The sequence below is a fragment of the Spirosoma profusum genome (genome assembly GCF_014699005.1).
GTDB classification, from domain to species: domain Bacteria; phylum Bacteroidota; class Bacteroidia; order Cytophagales; family Spirosomataceae; genus Spirosoma; species Spirosoma profusum.
Genome location: NZ_JACWZY010000006.1, coordinates 302,156 through 321,592, shown reverse-complemented (window position 1 = coordinate 321,592; position 19,437 = coordinate 302,156). Strand labels below are relative to the sequence as shown.

Below are 19,437 nucleotides of genomic sequence, written 5' to 3'. Positions count from 1 at the left end.
ATCAGCCCTGAACAGGCCAAGAAGAATCTGGAGCAGGAACTCAACGGCGTCAGCTTTGATCAATTAAAGGATAAAGCGCAGGCCACTTGGGCCAAAACCATCGGCAAGATTAAAGTCGAAGGGGGCACCGAAGCACAGAAACGCAGTTTTTATACCTCGCTGTACCGCTGCTATGCCCGCATGGTTGACATCTCGGAAGATGGAAAATACTATAGCGGCTATGACAAGAAAGTTCATACCGATACCCGACCCTTTTACAGCGACGACTATACCTGGGGCAACTATCTAGCCCTGCATCCTCTACGTATCATTCTGGACCCTGAGCGAGAAGCTGATATGCTGGAGTCGTACGTTCGGATGTACAAAGAGAGTGGCTGGATGCCAGAGTACCCTAAACCCTACGGAGATCGGCCGGGGATGTTTGGGTTCAAATCGTCGGTGATGTTTCTGGACGCGTATCGCAAAGGCATTCGAAATTTTGATACGAAGACCGCGCTGGAAGGCATGTTGAAAAACTCCGAGCAGGCCACTATGTTGCCATCCCGAAACGGTCCGAAGGGTGCGCTTGAGGATTTTTACTACGCTAAAGGATACTACCCGGCGCTACGTCCCGGCGAGAAAGAAACAGATTCGCTTACGGCGGCTAAGCGTGGCCAAAAGCGATCAGCGGTGGCCATTACGTTAGGAAACAGCTACGATAGCTGGGCGTTGAGCGAACTGGCGAAAGAGTTGGGTAATCAGGGTGTTGCCAAAAAGTTTGCGCCTTACGCCCAGAACTACAAAAATCTGTACTACGCCAAAAACAGCTTTTTCATGCCCAAAGATGCCCAGGGCAACTGGATTGAAATTGATCCCAAATTCGACGGGGGGCATGCTGGACTAGACTATTACAATGAAAATAATGGCTGGAATTATCGCTGGAACGTGCAGCAGGACATCAAAGGACTAACGGAATTGATGGGAGGCCCCGACAAGGTAGAGCAGAACTTAGACCAGCTTTTCCGCGAGGGCCTCGACCGACCCAAGCCGGTGTTTTGGGAGAAATTCCCTGACCAGACGGGCCTGATTGGTCAATTTGCGATGGGGAATCAGGTTACGTTCTTTATCCCCTATCTATTCAACTACACCAACTCGCCCTGGAAAACGCAGAAATACACGCGGCTCTTGCTAGATACGTGGTTTCAGGATACCATTTTTGGCGTACCCGGCGACGAAGATGCCGGATCGATGTGCTCGTTCGCCGTCTTCTCGGCAATGGGTTTCTACCCCACCACACCCGGCCTTCCGCGCTATTCGATCACCAGTCCATTGTTCACTAAAGTCAGCATTGCCTTGCCTAACGGAAAGACCTTCACCATTTCAGCGCCCAAATCCTCACGCACCAACAAGTTTATCCAATCGGCAACCTTAAACGGCAAGCCCTTGACCTCGCTTTCGTTCACACATGAGGAATTGATGCAGGGCGGTACGTTGGTACTGGACATGGGCGAGAAAACGGATAAAAAGTGGACAATAACGTATTAAACGACTAACTCAATGTTTAAGAATCGACTTACTACGTCTATCCTAAGTGCTTTCTTTGTTGCATTATTGTCCCAGGTAACCTGGGCTCAAAATGGCAAAATCAGCAATCCCGACCTGAATTACATCGACCCCACGATTGGGAACGTAGCACCACTGCTCAACACCAATCGACCCGTCGTTCACCTGCCCAACCAGATGGTCCGCATGTTCCCCAAACGGCAGGACCATCTCGACATGCAGATCACCGACTTCCCCATGCTTTCCCAGAACATCATCACCCCCCAGATGGTGTTCGCTATCAAACCATTCGCCGGAGCCCTGGCTGACACCGGCTGGTATCGCCGACTCACCTACGATCATGATTTCGAGATTGTTCACCCCTGGTACTATTCGGTACGTCTGACGGACGACAACATCCTGACCGAGTTTACGCCGGGGGCACGGACGGGTATCTACCGCTTTACGTTTCCGGCGGGAGTGAAGAAGCATCTGCTTTTGTCGCACTACTACGCTAACGGCAAGTACGATTTCCAGAACGGCAATGCGGTGGTGGGCACCGAGTTTGTCAACGATGCCATTCATGAGCAGAAGGGCATGGCGTATTTATACGGTGTTTTCACCGGCAAACCACAGACCGGCAAGAAGGATAGTGAAAAAGATTGGGGACGATATACCGTAACTGGTACGCAGGAGAAGCCCAAGAAAGTAGCTGGCGAGCGGGCTTTTGCTAGCTATGCAGAGTCAGATGGCCCAGTGGTTGAGTTTCGCTATGGGATTTCCTTCATCAGCCCTGAACAGGCCAAGAAGAATCTGGAGCAGGAACTCAACGGCGTCAGCTTTGATCAATTAAAGGATAAAGCACAAGCCACTTGGGCGAAAACCATCGGCAAGATTAAAGTCGAAGGGGGCACCGAAGCACAGAAACGCAGTTTTTATACCTCGCTTTATCGTTGTTACGCCCGTATGATCGATATGACGGAAGGCGGGAAATACTACAGTGGCTACGACAAAAAAGTCCACGAAGACAAACGGCCTTTCTATAACGAAGACTACACCTGGGGGAGTTATCTGGCCTTGCATCCGCTACGTAGCATTCTCGATCCGGCTGGTCATGCCGACATGCTGGAGTCCTACGTTCGGATGTATAAGGAAAGCGGCTGGATGCCAGAGTATCCCAAACCGTATGGTGATCGTCCGGGGATGTTTGGCTTCAAATCATCGGTCATGTTTCTGGATGCCTATCGCAAAGGCATTCGCACTTTCGACGTAAAAACAGCTTTTGAAGGCATGCTTAAAAACGCCGAAAAGGCCACCATGCTCCCCTTTCGAAATGGACCCAAAGGTGATCTTGAAGACTTCTACGTTAAGAAAGGCTATTACCCGGCGCTACGTCCCGGCGAGAAAGAAACAGATGCGTTTGCCTCTCAGAAACCCGGTCAGAAACGCTCGGCGGTGGCCATTACGTTAGGCGACTGCTACGATAGCTGGGCACTGAGCGAACTGGCGAAAGAGCTTGGTAACGAGCAGGTATATGCTACATACGCACCGCGCGCCCAGAACTACCGGAATTTGTGGAGTGATAAATACAACATGTTTATTCCCAAAGATGCGCAGGGTAACTGGATTGATATCGACCCGAAGTTCGATGGCGGCCACAACGGTTTTGATTATTACAATGAAAACAACGGCTGGAGCTACATGTGGAACGCGCAGCAGGATCTGAAAGGACTGCGCGACTTAATGGGCGGCCCCGAAAAAATGGAGCAAAATCTGGACCAGCTTTTCCGCGAGGGCATGGAAAAAAGCAAGCCTGTTTTCTGGGAAATGTGGCCAAACCAAACGGGTATGATCGGGCAGTTTTCAATGGGGAATCAGGTCACTTTCTTTATTCCCTACCTGTTCAACTACACCAACTCGCCCTGGAAAACCCAGAAATATACTCGACTCATCCTAGACACATGGTTTCAGGATAACATTTTCGGTGTACCGGGCGACGAAGACGGCGGGTCGATGTCCTCGTTTGTGGTTTTCTCGTCGATGGGCTTTTATCCGACCACGCCGGGCATTCCCCGCTATTCGATTACCAGTCCTTTTTTCACCAAAGTCAGCGTTGCTCTGCCTAACGGAAAAACCTTCACCATTTCAGCGCCCAAGTCGTCTCGTACCAACAAGTATATCCAATCGGCGACCTTAAATGGCAAGCCGCTGAACTCACTTTCCTTTACCCACGACGAACTGATGCAGGGTGGTACGTTGGTGCTGGACATGGGTGAGAAAACCGACAAAAAGTGGGAGATGCAGAACTAACTGGCAAGTCTTCAAAAACTCGATGAAAATGAGCAGTTTGTCATGCTGAGGAACGAAGCATCTTAAGATTTCCAAACAAATTAGTAAGGGCGCTTTAAGATGCTTCGTTCCTCAGCATGACAAAAATTCTATCGAAGAAAACCTTAAACAGGTTCAACGTAGTGGCAACCTTTCTTAGCACTAAATAACTAAAGCAACCGAATATGAAATGGATCCAGGTCATTGACCCGCTGAATAATATAGCTTTGTCTGTACTGGTTGCGGCTGTGCCTATTTTATTTATTTTCTGGGCGCTGATTATACGGAAGATGAAAGGCTATCAGGCCAGTTTGATCGCCATAGCCATTGCTACGTTGATTGCCATTCTGGTTTACGGAATGCCCATAAAACTGGCGGTTCTTTCCATTGCCCACGGCGCTCTATACGGCCTATTTCCCATCTGCTGGCTGGTGATCATGTCCGTCTTCCTGTTCAACCTGACGGTAAAAAGTGGGCAGTTCGAAATCATCAAGCATTTCATGGCATCCATTACGTCTGACAGGCGGTTGCAGGCGTTACTAATCGCGTTTTCGTTCGGGTCCTTTCTGGAAGGAACGGCAGGTTTTGGCGCTCCGGTTGCAATTACGGCGGCCATGTTGGTTGGATTGGGCTTCAATCCATTATATGCATCGGGTATCTGTCTGATTGCCAATACGGCTCCGGTTGCTTTTGGGTCGATTGGCATTCCGATAACCGTAGCATCGCAGGTGTCGGGGATTCCTGAAATGCCTATTTCTCAAATGGTTGGTCGGACGCTTCCAATTCTATCGATCATCCTGCCATTTTATCTGGTAACCATCATTTCGGGTTTTAATAAAGCCAAAGAGGTGCTTCCAGCCGTATTGGTATCAGGGGTTTCGTTCGCCTTCTTCCAGTGGTTCTCATCCAATTTTATCGGTCCGGCCCTACCTGACGTCATTGCAGGTCTCGGTTCAATTATCTCTCTGATGGTGTTTCTTCGATTCTGGAAACCAAAAGCCGTCTGGCGCTTTGCGAACGAACCCGCTGCTACGTTCAATACCGACGTATCATACACTGGAGGCCAGATGCTACGTGCCTGGTCGCCGTTTATTGCCCTGACGATCATGGTGATAGCGTGGGGAATGCAACCCATTAAGGACGTATTGAATTCGCTGGGATTATATCAGTTCGAGTTTCCGGGACTACACAATGCCATTCAGGGAACAGACGGCAATCTACTTCCGAAGATATTCAAGGTCAATTATTTGTCAGCGGCCGGAACGGCGATACTGATTGCCTCTTTAGTATCCATTCCGATGGTTGGGCTGACGTATCGCGAAGGCGGCAACGTTTTTGCCGCTACGTTAAAGCAACTACGTTTCCCCATTCTGACCATTGCTGCTGTACTCGGATTTGCGTATATCGTTAATGACTCCGGCATTACGTTGACATTGGCCGACGTATTGGCTAATACAGGGATCCTGTTCCCGTTTTTCGCGCCTATTTTAGGTTGGTTAGGTGTGTTTATTACGGGTTCCGATACGTCGGCCAATGCCTTGTTCAGCAAATTGCAGTACGCGACGGCTCAGTCCATCGGCGTCGATCCGGTGGTGACCGTTGCGGCCAACGTATCGGGCGGGGTCGTCGGGAAGATGATTTCTCCACAGTCCATAGCCGTAGCAGCTGCGGCTGGTGATCTGGTGGGTCAGGAATCGCAACTGTTTCGCTTTACGGTGAAGCACAGTTTCATTATGCTGAGTGTTATCTGCCTCATTACGTTGGCGCAGGCTTACGTTTTCCAATGGCTTATTCCCGTCTACGAAAAACTCAGTAGCGCTAAAATAACGGCTGGCCCCGACGTAGCACGCGGGTATACGTACCTGATCGGTCTGGCGATTCTGCTAATCGCTCTGCTGGCGACCATTCTGCTTATTGGAAAAAAGAAAGATCAGACTCCATCACTGGTTAATTGATAATCAACAGAAAATGAATCTGTTTAAGGTTGCAAAAAGAGCCTTTTTTGTCATTCTGAGGAACGAAGAATCATAAGGTATCCTCACTCTCGAATTAGGAAATATTAAGATTCTTCGTCCCTTAGAATGACAAAAACGACTCATGATAAAAACCGTAAATAGGTTCTATATATAAACTACCTAAACCCAACTTACTCAAACGCCATGAACTTGTTCAATCTAAAAAAAGCATGCTTGCTGGTAAGTCTTACCAGTTTGTACGTAGTGAATGCGACTGCGCAGCCGATCCAGCGTTCGAACGTACCACCGCCGGCTTTTGAAGTTACCGGCAGCATTTATCCGTGGGAAGTGCATGACGAAGGAATCGATCTTATTCTGGACAACATGACCGGTATTGCCGGGGTCAATTCGGTTTATCTGATTGCCGTTATGCACCAGGAACATCGACCTTTTAACAACGATAATTTGCCAGGCACGTTCACCTTCATTCATAACCCAGTTCGAACCCAATGGGACGCTGAAGATTCACGGGCATATTTTAAGCCACATATGGAGATGTACGGCAAAATCAAGCCCCTTATGTCGAAAGAATCCTGGTTAAATGATACGGACTGGTTAAAAATTGTACTCGACAAAGCACATGCTCGCGGACTGCGTGCGGGTGTAGAAGTGTCGCATACGTATATTCCGGTGGAGTATCTTAACCAACATGAGGAGTATAAACAACGAGATATAAATAACAAACCCGTTGATCGGCCGTGTACGAACAATTCGGATGTTCGGGAATACCTCGTTACGTTATACGGTGATCTGGCTCAGCATTATGATGTAGATTACATTCAGACCTGCATGTTGCTTTTCAGCCGATCAGACGATCCGGTTAAAGGGGGTAGCTGCTTCTGCGAATCCTGCAAGCATAAGGCAAAAGCGATGGGTTTCAATATGGAAGAAGCGATTCCGGTTCTGAAAGACAACCCCTACGCAGAACCTCAACTGACCAACTGGCGCAATTTCAGAAAAGCCTGTACTACAGAAATTTACAAACTGGTTACCGACAGAATTCATAAAGAAAACCCAAACATTGATTTCCGCCTGAATGACCTGAATGACCGAACCTCGGGCCTGACGCTTGAAGAATTGAAAGATAATATCAACTCGGTTCATTTATCTACACACACGGAACAGAACGGCTATCAGAAATCGGATCGCAAATCCCGTATTCTGACTACGAAGCACTTCATGGGCGATAATATTCGGATTATTCCCGGCGTACCGACGCGCTTACTCACTACGCCGGAAATTATTAAATCCAGCATCAAAATTTCGGTTGAAAACGGCTCAAAAGGAATCGGTATCAAACATTACGATGGATCGCCGTATTCGAACCTTCGGGCAGTACGTAATGGCCTTAGCGAAGCGGGCGTGAGTGGTTTCAAACCCGTTATGGGAATGGAGGTTGAGGACATGACGCTGACCGGATACTCGGCCGACAAGTTCCTGATTGAAAAGTGCGTACAGACAACTGATAAGGGAACAGCAAAGTCTATTTTTAAGAATCCATCTGGTACGTACAACGTAGTAGTTTCATACGCCGATGAGAAAAACGGTCAGGGAAACCTGGCTTTATCTGTTGGGGGCAAACAGAAAGCGGCCTGGAAACTGACGGAGGATGTTAACTGCTGGCGTAGAAAAATGATTCCTAATGTTAAAATCAATACGGGCGACGCGATTGAAATTACGGGTATTGCAAACGGTAGCGAAACAGCCAAAGTAGACTTCATCGAATTTATCGCCCAGCCGACTCCAGCTAAATCGAAAACCATCGGTTCGGAATAAACGTAACGTAATACATTGCTTAATAGCGCATTCACTACGTTCTGGATCATCAGGACAGGCTAACGTATTACTGCGTACAAATTAACGTGAATCATGGGCTAATGAGGAATTTAACTGATCCGTATAAAGTACATTGCTGACGCGAGGGGCATCGACAGGCTCAGCCTGGCAAGCCAGCTCGGTTCAAGGACTTTAAGTGGACTGTCAGGCTGAGCCTGTCGATGCCCCTCGCGTCAGCAATACACATCATTTCCGATCCTCTTTACCTTTTAAAGTCAGTAACAGTTTTTTCATCATAACGATACGCACCATCTGCGCCGAACTAAATATTTCCTTTATCATCTTCTAAAATCCCAAAAAGCATCTTTCCTTCTCTTGGATTTAGTTCGGTCAGAGTGGGCGTTTTATGGGACAAGGTCTTTTCCTCATAACGGGAAAGCACCTAACCCTGCTTAGTTTCTGAACTAGTCCAAATATTGCCTTTTTTATCTTCGATTATCGAACGAACATTGGTAAAAGGTTGGCTGATATGAGTTGTATTGGTAAATGCTTTACCGTCATAAACGAACGTATTGTCCCTGGTGCCAAATCAAAACTTGCCTGTTTTGTCTTCAATAATAGCATTGATTTCATGCGGGGGCCGGGTAAAATCCGGAAAAGATACTCCTCTACTATTTTCAATAATAGAATCTCCGTTAATCATATAATTTCAAAACGATTTTCCATCGTAACGGCTTGCTCCTCCATTAGCACCGAACCAGATATTGCCTACTTTATCTTCATAAATACAAACAATCTCATTATTAGGCAGTCCATCCTTGGTTGTGAAATTTTGAAAGAATTTCTAATCGTAATAATTGATTTTTTGCATCTCTGATTATCAGCGACTTATCTAAAATTATGATTGATGCCGCAGGTTTGAAAATCCGCACCAAAGGCTCCAAAAGCTGTTTAGATCAACATAGCTTATAAAATCAGCTGAATTTACCTTTTTAAATCTTTTACAGTGGGGCAACATCGTTTATTAGCTACTGAATAACAGTAGATTGGCCCTCATTAGCCCATCGCAACAACTCTAATGGTAATGAGACGTAAACAAAATAAAAAACGCTCCAAAAGTGTAATGTCCAACCGCTCAGTGAGTGAACATTGTACAAAATTCTCCAGAAAACGCTCCTTATTTTTCGTCCATTACAGGTACAATTACCTCTTTCTCTTTTACACTAAATGTATAAATATTGGCTTTTTCATCCCATTGTTTTACTACCGGCACTATGCGAGTCCGGCGTGGGCTTACTTTCTCTGATGAGTTGTGAATGTGGTATACATAATACAATTGCTTGTTTATCCCTTCGAACAGGTCACCATGGCCTGATCCGTTCTCGCCAACGATAGAGCGATGAATGATAGGGTTATTTTTATATTTTATCCAAGGCCCGTACGGCGAATCGGCCACAGCATAGCCAATGGCATAGTCGATGTTCTGGAAATGGTTGGCCGAATAAAACAGGTAATATTTATTCTTCAATTTTATAACAGTAGGGCCCTCCATAATGGGGGCTGATTTATAATTAGGCGTTGCCTCCCAAGGTTCTGTTTGGTCGAAACATCGTTTCAAAGTTTCGGGTTTTATCTTTCCGGTTTTCAGGTCAAACTCGGCTACATGCAGGTAATTACCTTTATTAAAACGTACACAGTAGAGGTAATATCTACCATCGGTATCCTTAAAAATATAGGAATCGATATTTTTCTCAGACCCATCAATTGGCCTAACCTCATTTTGCCTGTATGGGCCAAATAACGATTTTGACTGGGCCAATACGGTTTGTTCATCGGCCGTATAGGTAATATAATAAGTGTCCTTTTCTTTAAATATTTGTGGTGCCCAGAAGCCCTTGGTGCCGAAGGTGTGGTCGTCTTTGGTAAGAATCATACCCAGCGAGTCCTTTGAGGTAGCAGGCACTGCCCATGTTTTCAGGTCTTTTGATTCTAAAAAGGCAAATCCCTGCGGCCCGCCCCTCCCACCTTTTGACCCGGTAAGGTAGTACTTGCCTCCCTCAACATATATGGTTACATCGGCAAAAAAAATCTCCTGCTTTGCCTGTGCTGATGCTTGCAGTACAGAGAATAAAAGGATAGGATAAATAAGAATTGATTTCATTTTTTCGGGTTGTTATTAATTGTTAAACGAAGCTGTACATTCACTATATGCCAACTCATACTAACTACTTTCTTGCCGCGCCACGGTGATCCCGTTTTACAGTACAAACCAAAAGTTCTGTTGGTACTTTCAGAAAATGCATTCGTGTATCTGTTAATTCTCGTCGAGATGCTAATGCCTATAAATCTGATCATCTTCTGGTTTATACAGATCATGATTGTAGTAAAAGTACTGAAATCATGAAAACAGTAATAAACTTTATGTAGTAAATAGTAACGTATCAATGATGGGTTGCCAAGTCAATAAGTTACTATAAGTATTTTTGCTAGTTATTTTTCCGATATAAATTAATACTGGATTAAGTATATTTACTCTAGCCATTTATCTACACAGCTAATCTTTTTATTTATTAATCATTAAAAATCTGTTAATTAAAACGTACAACTTAAACGTTTTTTGCGGTTTTATGTCGATATTAAATCACTTTATCTGAACGTATTTAATCGCTTATGTTGTGGCTTTACTCGATGCGTATACAAAACCTCTAACGTCCGAGCAAGTCATGTACTTGCTTCGACGCGCTACGTTCGGCCCTACCCCCGACCAGGGGAAAGCATTTGCAGGACAAACGGCAGCCCAAGTTGTAGCGAAACTCCTCGCCGATCAACCCGTTCCCACTCCTCCCCTCGACCTCGCCACCAGCAAAACGTTTCACGACTTGCCGTTCGACAGCACCAACGCTGGCAAGCTGAATCTGTACGTTAAATACTGGTGGAGCAACGTCATGCTGAATCAGCCGGTATCGCTGCTTGAAAAGATGACCTTGTTCTGGTCGAATCATTTTGTTACGAACGATGCCACGGTGAACGATTACCGGTTTATGTATCGATATAATGCCTTGCTACGTCAGCACGCGCTGGGGAGTTTCAAAATCTTTACGATTGCCATGACGCAGGACCCAGCCATGCTTCGGTTCCTGAACGGCAATCAGAACGTAGTGGGAACAGCCAATGAGAACTACGCCCGTGAACTTCAGGAGCTTTTTACGACAGGACGTGACGGCGGCTATACCGAAACCGATATCCGGGAAGCGGCCAAAGTGTTGACGGGCTGGGCTGATACAGGTTACCGTGATACCACCAACGCAGCCATCGGTAGTACGTTCCGCGCCAATCGGCATGATACGACCGATAAGAAGTTTTCGGCAGCTTACAAAAATGCGACCATCAAAGGACGTACCGGCGCCGACGCGGGCCTGGCTGAGTTGACCGATCTGGTCGATATATTGCTGGCCAACCCCGAAACACCCCGTTACATCTGTCGGGAACTGTATCGCTGGTTTGTCAACTATGATATTCCGGAGACTATCGAAACGAATTTTATTCAGCCACTGGCCAATTTGTTCCGCCAGAGCAATTTTGAGTTGAAGCCCGTCATGTCGGCGCTTTTGCAGAGTCAGCATTTTTTCGACGAGACTGTTCGTGGAGCTGTAATCAAATCACCAATGGATTTAGTAATTGGTACGTTCCGCTTCTGGGGCCTTCAGGCACCCGACCCAGCTCAGAGTACGACCAATCTGACCGCTTATTATCAGATCGGTAATTATCTATACAGCCGCGCGAAGGAGCAGCAGCAAGATCTCCTGAATCCGCCCACAGTTTTCGGCTGGACGGCTTACTACCTGAACGATTATTATCAGCAGTGGATCAATTCCACTACGTTGGGACTTCGCGGTTTTTTTGCCGACGCCCTCACCACGAACGCTCTGAAACTGAACGGTAAACTAACGGTAGACGTACTGGCTTACGCCAAAACGCTTTCCGATCCCACCGACCCTACCAAGCTAGTGAATGAGGCAGTAACTCAGTTGCTGGGTATCCCGCTCGACCAGTCGCAGAAAGATTTTCTGATCGATACTGTGCTGCTCAGTTCCATTCCGCGTTACGAGTGGATTATTGAATGGAACGATTATATAAAGGCACCAAATGATTCCGCCAAGCGTCAGGCCGTACAGATGAAGCTGACTGCATTCATTCAATACATTTTCCGAATGGCCGAGTATCAGGTGAGTTAAAGAGCGAAAGAGTGAATGAGCGAAAGAGCGAGCCACCGGCAAAGCACTATCCGCCAGATTCACTCTTTCGCTCATTCGCTCAATCACTCATTCGCTCTTTAACTCTTTATTCCCATGAAGCGTCGTAATTTTATCCAATTAGCAGCTTCGTCGCTGGCGTTGCCGGTTCTGATTGATGGCTTTGGGGCGAAAGCCTTTGCTCGTCAGTCGTCGTTTGTTCAATCGCTAATAAATCTCGCCGACCAGAGCGACCGTGTGCTGGTAATCATTCAGTTGCAGGGCGGCAATGATGGCCTGAACACGGTGATTCCGCTCGATCAGATGAGTGTGTACACTGGAGCAAATTTTCGAAAAAACATTGCTATTTCGGAAACGAAAGCGCTCAAGCTCAAAAATTATGCAGCTACTGGTCTGCACCCGGCTATGACGGGTATGCAACAGCTTTTCAATGAGGGTAAACTAAGTATTGTACAGGGAGTATCGTACCCAACACCCAATTTTTCGCACTTCCGGGCCAGTGACATCTGGATGACGGCGGTCGATTCGAGCCAGACGGCGTTTTCGGGTTGGGCAGGGCGCTATCTGGACAAACGTTTCCCAGAATTTCCGGATAAATACCCGACGGCGCAAATGCCCGATCCGCCAGCCATCCAGATTGGCTACGTAACAGCTACTACGTTGCTCAGTCCGACCGATTCGATGGCTATCGTTTTGCAGGACCCTGATACGTTCGCCCGGCTCGTCGGCGATAAACCCAATGCTCCAGCCACTACGCTCACGGGCTACGTGGGGAAACAGGTGGAGTTTATCCGGCAGCAGCAGGCCAGTTCGGTGAGTTATGCCGGGCAAATTAAAACGGCAGCCACCAAGGGAAAAAATCTGGCAACGTATCCTGCCTCGAATACGTTGGCCGCTCAGCTTAAAATCGTTGCCCGGCTCATCAGTGGTGGTATGCAAACGAAAGTGTATTACCTGACAATGGGCGGTTTCGATACGCACGCAACGCAGGTGGTCACAACTGATACGTCTACAGGTACGCATGCTACGTTGCTGAAAACGCTTTCGGACGCCATTCTTTCTTTCCAGACGGATTTGGCGCAGTTGAAAGTGGAAGACCGGGTTGTGGGTATGACATTCTCCGAATTTGGCCGCCGGGCTATTTCCAACGGCAGCTTTGGAACTGATCATGGTACATCGGCCCCGATGTTTCTGTTTGGGTCAGCGATTAAGACGCCAATTGTGGGTAAGAACCCCAATCTGAGCGATTTGGATAATAATAATCTAAAAATGCAGACCGATTTTCGCCAAGTGTATTCGGCTATCCTGACCGACTGGTTCGGCACCGACGACACAACGGAAGCGGCTGCACTCTTCAAGGATTTTTCCGTAGCCCCCGTATTTCGGCAAACTGTTACGGATACTGAACCTGTTGCATCAGAGCTACGACTTTACCCAAATCCGGCTTCTTCCGAGTTGACGCTCGAATCCAGCCTGCTTGGTCAGGGTATTGCTACGTTGGAAATGGCCGATATGCAGGGACGATTTATGTCGGTCACTACGTCGCGGTCAACTGCTACGTCGGTTCGGGTAAATGTAGGCCATCTGCCGATGGGAAACTACATTTTGCGGGTCGAAACGCCCCAGGGTTTACTCAGCAAACGAGTGATGATCGCCCGGTGAGCTACGTATATCATAAGCTTTTAGTATACATTTTACCTTTCTGGGAACGTAACACCCCGCATCTACTGACATGTCTTGGTCAGTAAATGTGGGGTGTTACGTTCATAATGATGCGAAATTTTTCATTGAAACTAATTAGCGGCATAGGCTTTAATCTGCAAATGAAATTTTTTTTGGTCTGTCATGCATCGTTTTGTCACTAACATGTGTCTTTATGGGAATGGGTTTGCTATACTCTCAAAAAAATGGTGGATTATGCATACCGTTTCTAGACCATTATGACACGTTCAACCGGAACCATCGACGATTCAATTTGATTATTGCTTATGTAACCATCCAACGCAGTCCTGATCGTCCATTCATGGCCAGCGCTGGCAGGATGACAAGAAATAGGAAAATTGTGCTTTTCCGGGATCGATTCGAGCTTTTGAATCGTCTATGAATGAGGTTTAGGGCTTATTCCGGGACGATTTAAATGAGAAGGTAAATTTATTTTAATGCGTTTAACCTGTTTAGACATAAACAGTTCCAATTGCAATCATTATCTTTGTTACCCATTTTCGTTTTAAATTTTAATGTCAATTTAATCTCTACTCACAAATGCGAAAAATTCTATTGGGAAGCTGGCTGCTTTCGCTGCTATTCTGCTTGCCAGTACTGGCGCAGGAAGTTGCTGTAAAAGGCCAGATCACTTCATCAGATGATGGCTCTACCCTACCAGGTGTGAGCATCCAGGTAAAAGGAACAACTCGTGGCACAACCACCGATGCAAATGGTAACTACCAGATCTCGGTGCCAGCTGCCAGCCGATTAGTATTCAGTTATATCGGCTTTGCAAGTCAGGAAATTCCCGTTGGTAACGAGACAACGATTAATGTAAAGCTCGCTAGTGGTACACAAAGCCTCGATGAAATTGTTGTGACAGCACAAGGCATTGAGCGTGATAAGCGCTCACTTGGCTATTCAACTCAGGAAGTAGGCAGCTCGATGCTGGCACAGAAATCGGAACCTAACCTGCTGAATGCTCTGCAGGGTAAGGTAGCCGGGGTAAACATCAGTGGCCAAAGTGGCGCTCCTGGTGCGTCGACAAACATCAACATCCGTGGTATTACGTCGTTCAACGGCTCGAACCAGCCGCTCATCGTAGTCGATGGGATTATCTTTGGCAACGATGTGAACGTAACGGGTAATACGTTATTCCAGGCACAGTCATCGAACCGTCTGGCTGATATTAACCCAGAAACGATTGAGTCGGTCAACATTTTGAAAGGACCTGCAGCGGCTGTACTTTATGGTTCACGGGCGTCGGCTGGTGCTATCATCATTACGACTAAGACAGGGCGCAACCAGAACAACAAAACTGAAGTAACCGTTACGTCGTCGTATAACGTACAGAATGTATATGGACTGCCGAAATTCCAGAACGAGTACGGCCAGGGCACGAACAACCTGTTTGTGAACAATGTTACAACTTCCTGGGGCCCCGCTTTTGCTGGCGGCCCAACCTCGGTGACGAACCTACAGGGTCAGGCTCGTCCATATCAGGCTTATCCGAACAATGTTCAGGATTTTTATAAGCAAGGCAGCATTTTCCAAAACGCCGTCAATATTGCGGGTGGTGATGTTAACCGGAATTTCAGCATTGCCATCGGTAACTCGACCCAGAAGGGCATCACTGATTTGTCGAAATTTAACCGTACAAACGTGCAGATCGGTGGTGAAAGCCGCCTGAACAATGGCCTGAAGATTTCAGCTACCGGTACGTATGTTCAAACAGTACAGGCGGGTTCGATTATTGGTAATGGTGGTAGCGCATTCGGACAAATTACCCGGATTCCACGTAGCTACGACCTGGCTGGCGAGCCTTATCAGGATGCGAACGGACAAAGCATTTATTTCCTGACTACAGCTGCTAACCCAAACTGGGCTATCCGTAATTCAACACTGGATAGTCAGGTAGACCGCTTCTTCGGAAACTTTACGCTAGGGTATGACATCACCAAATGGTTGAGCGTATCGTACCGCGTAACAGGTGATACGTATACCGACCGCCGGAAAGCCGTTGAGAACATTGGTGCGGCTCGTGCGCCACAAGGCTCGGTTACGCAGGATAACTTCTTCCGGTCTGAGTTGAATGGTGACCTGCTCATCACAGCGAAGACAAACAAATTCTTCCTCGAAGGTTTGGGAGCTAACCTGTTGTTAGGCAACAATATCAACCAGCGGAGAACGCAAAACCCGTTCGTTGTTGCTGAGCAGTTGACTATTCCAGGCTTCCTGAACCCCAGTAACGGTTCCGTTTTCACGAGCAGTGGTGAAACCAGCACGCTACGTCGGCTGGTTGGGTATTATGCACAGGCCTCGTTTGATTACAACAACTATTTGTTTCTGGAGTTGTCGGGGCGGGCAGACCAATCGTCGACTTTACCAACTAGTAGCAACACCTATTTTTACCCATCGGCTGCTATTAGCTTCGTGCCGACTGATGCCTTTAAAATTCAGTCGAGTGTTCTGTCGTACGCGAAAGTCCGTGCCAGTATGGCCCGTGTAGGTCGTGATGCCGATCCGTATTTGCTCAATTCGACCTACATTAAGACTACTTATGGTAACAATTTAGCTAGCATCACGTTCCCGTTAGCCCTTGGTACTCCTTTGGCAGGTTTCGGTCTTAGCCGTCGAATTGGCAATAATACCCTTAAACCAGAGTTTACTACGTCTACTGAAGTGGGTGTGAATCTGGGCTTTTTCAATAATCGAATTAGTCTGGATGCGGCTTACTTTTTCACCAGATCGACCGATCAAATCTTCGACGTATCGATTCCAAACTCGACCGGTTTTGATACTCGTACTACCAACGTAGGTGAATTGCAAAACCGTGGTATCGAACTTGTTCTATCTGGAACACCCGTTCGGGCAGGTGGTTTCAAATGGGATATTACTGCCAACTTCACCCGCATCCGTAACAAAGTTGTTTCGATTGCTCCGGGTGTATTGCAATCGGGTATTAATGGTAATGGTTTTACGGGTATTACGCCATCTATCGTAGCTGGTCAACCCTACGGTCTGATTGTTAGTACAGCCAATCCACGCGTACAAAGCACCGATCCAAACGCGGCTAACTACGATGCAACTGGCCAGTTTACCGGTCAAATTGTCATCAACCCAACTACCGGCCAATTTGCGACTGGTATAGCTGGTCAGGCCGTTTCCAATCCGAATCCAGATTACATGCTGGGTATCAACAACTCGTTTTCGTTTAAAGGTCTGACCTTATCTGCATTAGTAGATATTCGTCAGGGTGGTCAGCTCTTTTCATTCGCAGCAGCCGATTATCGGAACGGTGGTTCAATTTACGTAACAGGAATTGATCGTGATCAACCACGTATTTTGCCAGGGGTTATTCCAATCACGGCTGCTGATGGAAAAGTAACGGGTTATCGGCCAAACAACATTCAATTGTCGGCTCAGGCGTACTGGGCAGGACTGGGTGGTCTGGCAGGGGAAGGATCTGTATTCGATGCGACCAACTACCGGCTGCGTGAAGTGGCACTAAGTTACGCCTTACCAAAAAATCTGCTGAATAAAACGCCATTCGGTGCTATTTCGGTAGGTGTCAGCGGACGTAACCTGTTCTTCTACGCACCAGGTTATTTTGCTGATCCAGAAGTAAACACACAAGGAGCTGGTAACATCCAGGGTCTTGACCTGAACGGTCCGCCGAACACGCGCAACTTCGGTGTTAACGTCCGGCTTACTTTCTAATGACAAGTTTTAATTCGATTTCATCCATGACAAACATATTTCGAAAATCTGCTTTGCTGCTGCCCTTTCTATTAGGGATGGGCGCATGCAGTAAGTTTCTTGATGTCAACGTAACCCCTAATAACCCAACTGCCGTTCCGAACACGGTGTTGTTACCAGGGGCAGAATTTGGTACCGCATTCGCCAATGCCAACGAGTTGAATCGTTTCGCTTCGACGCTGACCCAGCAACTGGCGGGTGCTGCCAACAGCCCGCAAAATTATGATGTATACGTTCATTCAGGTGCTGACTTTGGTAACCAGTGGCGCTTTGAGCTTTACGACGGGGCGCTGGTAAATTACCAGCAGGTTATCAAACAGGCCGATGCATCGGGTTCAAAGGCTTATAGCGGTGTTGCCAAAATTATGAAGGCGTATACGTATGCGCTCACCACTGACGTATGGGGTGATATTCCTTACTCACAGGCGCTACAAGGCGAAGCCATTCTGCAACCACGGCTGGATAAACAGGAGGATATCTACAAAGGCAATCAAACGGCGGGCATTCAAAGCCTGTTCGATCTGGTTCGCGAAGGTATTGCTGACCTGAGCGCTACGTCGGCGACGAAGCCTGGTAACGATGACGCTATTTATAAAGGTGATTTAGCTAAATGGCGCCGGGCTGGTAATACGTTGTTGCTCAAACTGGCTAATACGATTAGCCGCAAAGAGCCTGCACTGGCTAAGTCGGTTATCGATCAGGTGATTACAGCTGGCGATTATATCAAAACGAACGCCGATGACCTGAACGTTACGTTTGGCGCCAGTGTCGGCAGCCGTGACCCTCGTTACGAATACACGAACATCAGTTCGTTTAAAGATGACCTGATCATGAGCACCCGGTACCTAACTCTGTTGCAGGGCCTGAACGATCCTCGTTTACCGATCTTCTTCACGAAGCCAGCCACAAACTACGTAACCTGGGACAATGGTCAGACGGGTGCCCGGCCTTCACCGGTTACTACCTGGTCGCGTTATAATAGCTACGTTACAGGGGCCAATGGTGAAGGTCCTGTTCGCTTGCTGACCAACTTCCAACGTGCTTTCATTCTTGCCGAATCAGCACTGATTCTGGGTACGGCGGGTGATCCACAAGCGCTATATACCGAAGGTATTCGGGCTTCGATGACGCTCGCTGGTCTGACTGCTGCTCAGATTGATACCTATCTGGCGGCTAATCCTAAAGTTGCTACGTTGACGGGTACCAACGCTCAGAAACTAGAGCAGATCATCACGCAGAAATACATCGCGTTTACGGGTAATGGCATCGAACTCTGGAACGATTATCGTCGGACAGGCTATCCTGTACTGCAAAATTCACAAAATGCTGTGGGTTTCGACGGAACTCGCCCTGTACGTGGCTTATACGTATCGCAGGAATTGGAACGGAATCCGAATTTCCCAAATCCGGCTCCTCAGACAAATGTCAAATTGTGGTGGGATGTTGACTAAATCTGGTCAGCCCGTTTAACAAAGAAATCAACATGAAACAGAACATCATAAAAGGACTTTTTCTGGCACTCCTGGCGATAACCGCCTTTGCCTGCAAAGATGATTTGGAATATGGCCCGCTGGTACGTGATAACAAGCCCGCCGTTCCCGTTATGTTCCCCGGCGCAACGACCTGGGGGGGTAACCCATTTATTGAAGTATCGGCTGCTGGTGCAGGGGCCATTAAGTTTACGCTCGAGATTCCAAGCAGCACTGGTCGTACTATCAAGGAGATTACGAAAGTAGCCGGTGGTGGAACCGCGATTAACGCTGCTTCACTTAACACCGCAGCTGCTGTTATCAATGCGGCTCCTATTGCGGGATCAGGTACTACGGCAGTGTTCCAAACGACGCTGAATGACTTCAAAACTAAATTTCCGGGGGTTTCTGTAGCGCCAGGCACGCCAACAGTTCCGCGCGAAATTGCCTACATTTTCCTGGTAACACTGGACGATAATTCGCAGATTGTTACGCAACAAGTGCGGGTACGGGTAATTCCGTAAGTTATCTAATTCAGTAAAATCAAAAAGCCTTCCAAATTCTTGGAAGGCTTTTTGATTTTATTTTGGTATACATGCATCATTTAGTTAC

At 47.2% G+C, this 19,437-nt stretch carries 12 protein-coding genes; 9 read left to right on the top strand and 3 right to left on the bottom strand.

Annotated elements, in window-relative coordinates; translation table 11 throughout:
- The 4 genes from IC229_RS10210 to IC229_RS10195 form a co-directional block, all read left to right on the top strand.
- A partial coding sequence (locus IC229_RS10210) for a glycoside hydrolase family 92 protein (protein ID WP_190886858.1) occupies nt 1–1,524 on the top strand: 1,524 nt, incomplete at its 5' end.
- A 12-nt stretch (nt 1,525–1,536) separates the two neighbouring features.
- Nucleotides 1,537–3,831 carry a GH92 family glycosyl hydrolase gene (locus tag IC229_RS10205; protein ID WP_190886857.1) on the top strand — a complete coding sequence of 765 codons (2,295 nt, stop codon included), beginning with the start codon at nt 1,537–1,539 and terminating at the stop codon, nt 3,829–3,831.
- Between the two features lie 203 nt (nt 3,832–4,034).
- Entirely contained in the window at nt 4,035–5,804 is a 1,770-nt protein-coding gene (locus IC229_RS10200; RefSeq protein WP_190886856.1) for an L-lactate permease, read from the top strand.
- A 204-nt stretch (nt 5,805–6,008) separates the two neighbouring features.
- The gene (locus tag IC229_RS10195) at nt 6,009–7,640 is read left to right on the top strand and encodes a hypothetical protein (protein WP_190886855.1); all 1,632 of its coding nucleotides are present in this window, start codon (nt 6,009–6,011) and stop codon (nt 7,638–7,640) included.
- A 442-nt stretch (nt 7,641–8,082) separates the two neighbouring features.
- On the opposite strand, the gene IC229_RS36065 is transcribed toward IC229_RS10195, so the two are convergent.
- The 3 genes from IC229_RS36065 to IC229_RS10185 all read right to left on the bottom strand — a co-directional run bounded on the left by IC229_RS36065 (nt 8,083) and on the right by IC229_RS10185 (nt 9,801).
- Nucleotides 8,083–8,136 carry a hypothetical protein gene (locus IC229_RS36065; protein WP_394355932.1) on the bottom strand — a complete coding sequence of 18 codons (54 nt, stop codon included), beginning with the start codon at nt 8,134–8,136 and terminating at the stop codon, nt 8,083–8,085.
- Between the two features lie 213 nt (nt 8,137–8,349).
- Nucleotides 8,350–8,427 (bottom strand): hypothetical protein, encoded by a 78-nt coding sequence (locus IC229_RS35285; RefSeq protein ID WP_394355931.1) that lies wholly within the window; start codon nt 8,425–8,427, stop codon nt 8,350–8,352.
- A gap of 390 nt (nt 8,428–8,817) precedes the next feature.
- The gene (locus tag IC229_RS10185) at nt 8,818–9,801 is read right to left on the bottom strand and encodes a glycoside hydrolase family 43 protein (protein WP_190886854.1); all 984 of its coding nucleotides are present in this window, start codon (nt 9,799–9,801) and stop codon (nt 8,818–8,820) included.
- Nucleotides 9,802–10,363: 562 nt separating this feature from the next.
- Between IC229_RS10185 and IC229_RS10180 the strand changes: the two genes are divergently transcribed.
- The 5 genes from IC229_RS10180 (at nt 10,364) to IC229_RS10160 (ending at nt 19,349) form a co-directional block, all read left to right on the top strand.
- Entirely contained in the window at nt 10,364–11,875 is a 1,512-nt protein-coding gene (locus tag IC229_RS10180) for a DUF1800 domain-containing protein (RefSeq protein WP_223833938.1), read from the top strand.
- Nucleotides 11,876–11,989: 114 nt separating this feature from the next.
- On the top strand, nt 11,990–13,555 hold the full coding sequence (locus tag IC229_RS10175) for a DUF1501 domain-containing protein (protein WP_190886852.1): 1,566 nt from the start codon (nt 11,990–11,992) through the stop codon (nt 13,553–13,555).
- Between the two features lie 600 nt (nt 13,556–14,155).
- Nucleotides 14,156–17,317 carry a SusC/RagA family TonB-linked outer membrane protein gene (locus IC229_RS10170; protein WP_190886851.1) on the top strand — a complete coding sequence of 1,054 codons (3,162 nt, stop codon included), beginning with the start codon at nt 14,156–14,158 and terminating at the stop codon, nt 17,315–17,317.
- A 26-nt stretch (nt 17,318–17,343) separates the two neighbouring features.
- A complete protein-coding gene (locus IC229_RS10165; protein ID WP_190886850.1) occupies nt 17,344–18,807 on the top strand; it encodes a SusD/RagB family nutrient-binding outer membrane lipoprotein in 1,464 nt (487 codons plus the stop codon).
- Nucleotides 18,808–18,839: 32 nt separating this feature from the next.
- Nucleotides 18,840–19,349: a hypothetical protein gene (locus IC229_RS10160; protein WP_190886849.1), complete on the top strand. Its 510-nt coding sequence runs from the start codon at nt 18,840–18,842 to the stop codon at nt 19,347–19,349.
- The last annotated feature ends 88 nt before the right edge of the window (nt 19,350–19,437 follow it).

What these genes read in the sequence shown, in the direction of transcription:
- IC229_RS10170 (WP_190886851.1), top strand. Translation starts at nt 14,156, where the DNA reads ATGCGAAAAATTCTATTGGGAAGCTGGCTGCTTTCGCTGCTATTCTGC.
- IC229_RS10205 (WP_190886857.1), top strand. Translation starts at nt 1,537, where the DNA reads ATGTTTAAGAATCGACTTACTACGTCTATCCTAAGTGCTTTCTTTGTT.
- IC229_RS10200 (WP_190886856.1), top strand. Translation starts at nt 4,035, where the DNA reads ATGAAATGGATCCAGGTCATTGACCCGCTGAATAATATAGCTTTGTCT.
- IC229_RS10180 (WP_223833938.1), top strand. Translation starts at nt 10,364, where the DNA reads ATGTACTTGCTTCGACGCGCTACGTTCGGCCCTACCCCCGACCAGGGG.
- IC229_RS10175 (WP_190886852.1), top strand. Translation starts at nt 11,990, where the DNA reads ATGAAGCGTCGTAATTTTATCCAATTAGCAGCTTCGTCGCTGGCGTTG.
- IC229_RS10195 (WP_190886855.1), top strand. Translation starts at nt 6,009, where the DNA reads ATGAACTTGTTCAATCTAAAAAAAGCATGCTTGCTGGTAAGTCTTACC.
- IC229_RS10160 (WP_190886849.1), top strand. Translation starts at nt 18,840, where the DNA reads ATGAAACAGAACATCATAAAAGGACTTTTTCTGGCACTCCTGGCGATA.
- IC229_RS10165 (WP_190886850.1), top strand. Translation starts at nt 17,344, where the DNA reads ATGACAAACATATTTCGAAAATCTGCTTTGCTGCTGCCCTTTCTATTA.
- IC229_RS10185 (WP_190886854.1), bottom strand. Translation starts at nt 9,801, where the DNA reads ATGAAATCAATTCTTATTTATCCTATCCTTTTATTCTCTGTACTGCAA.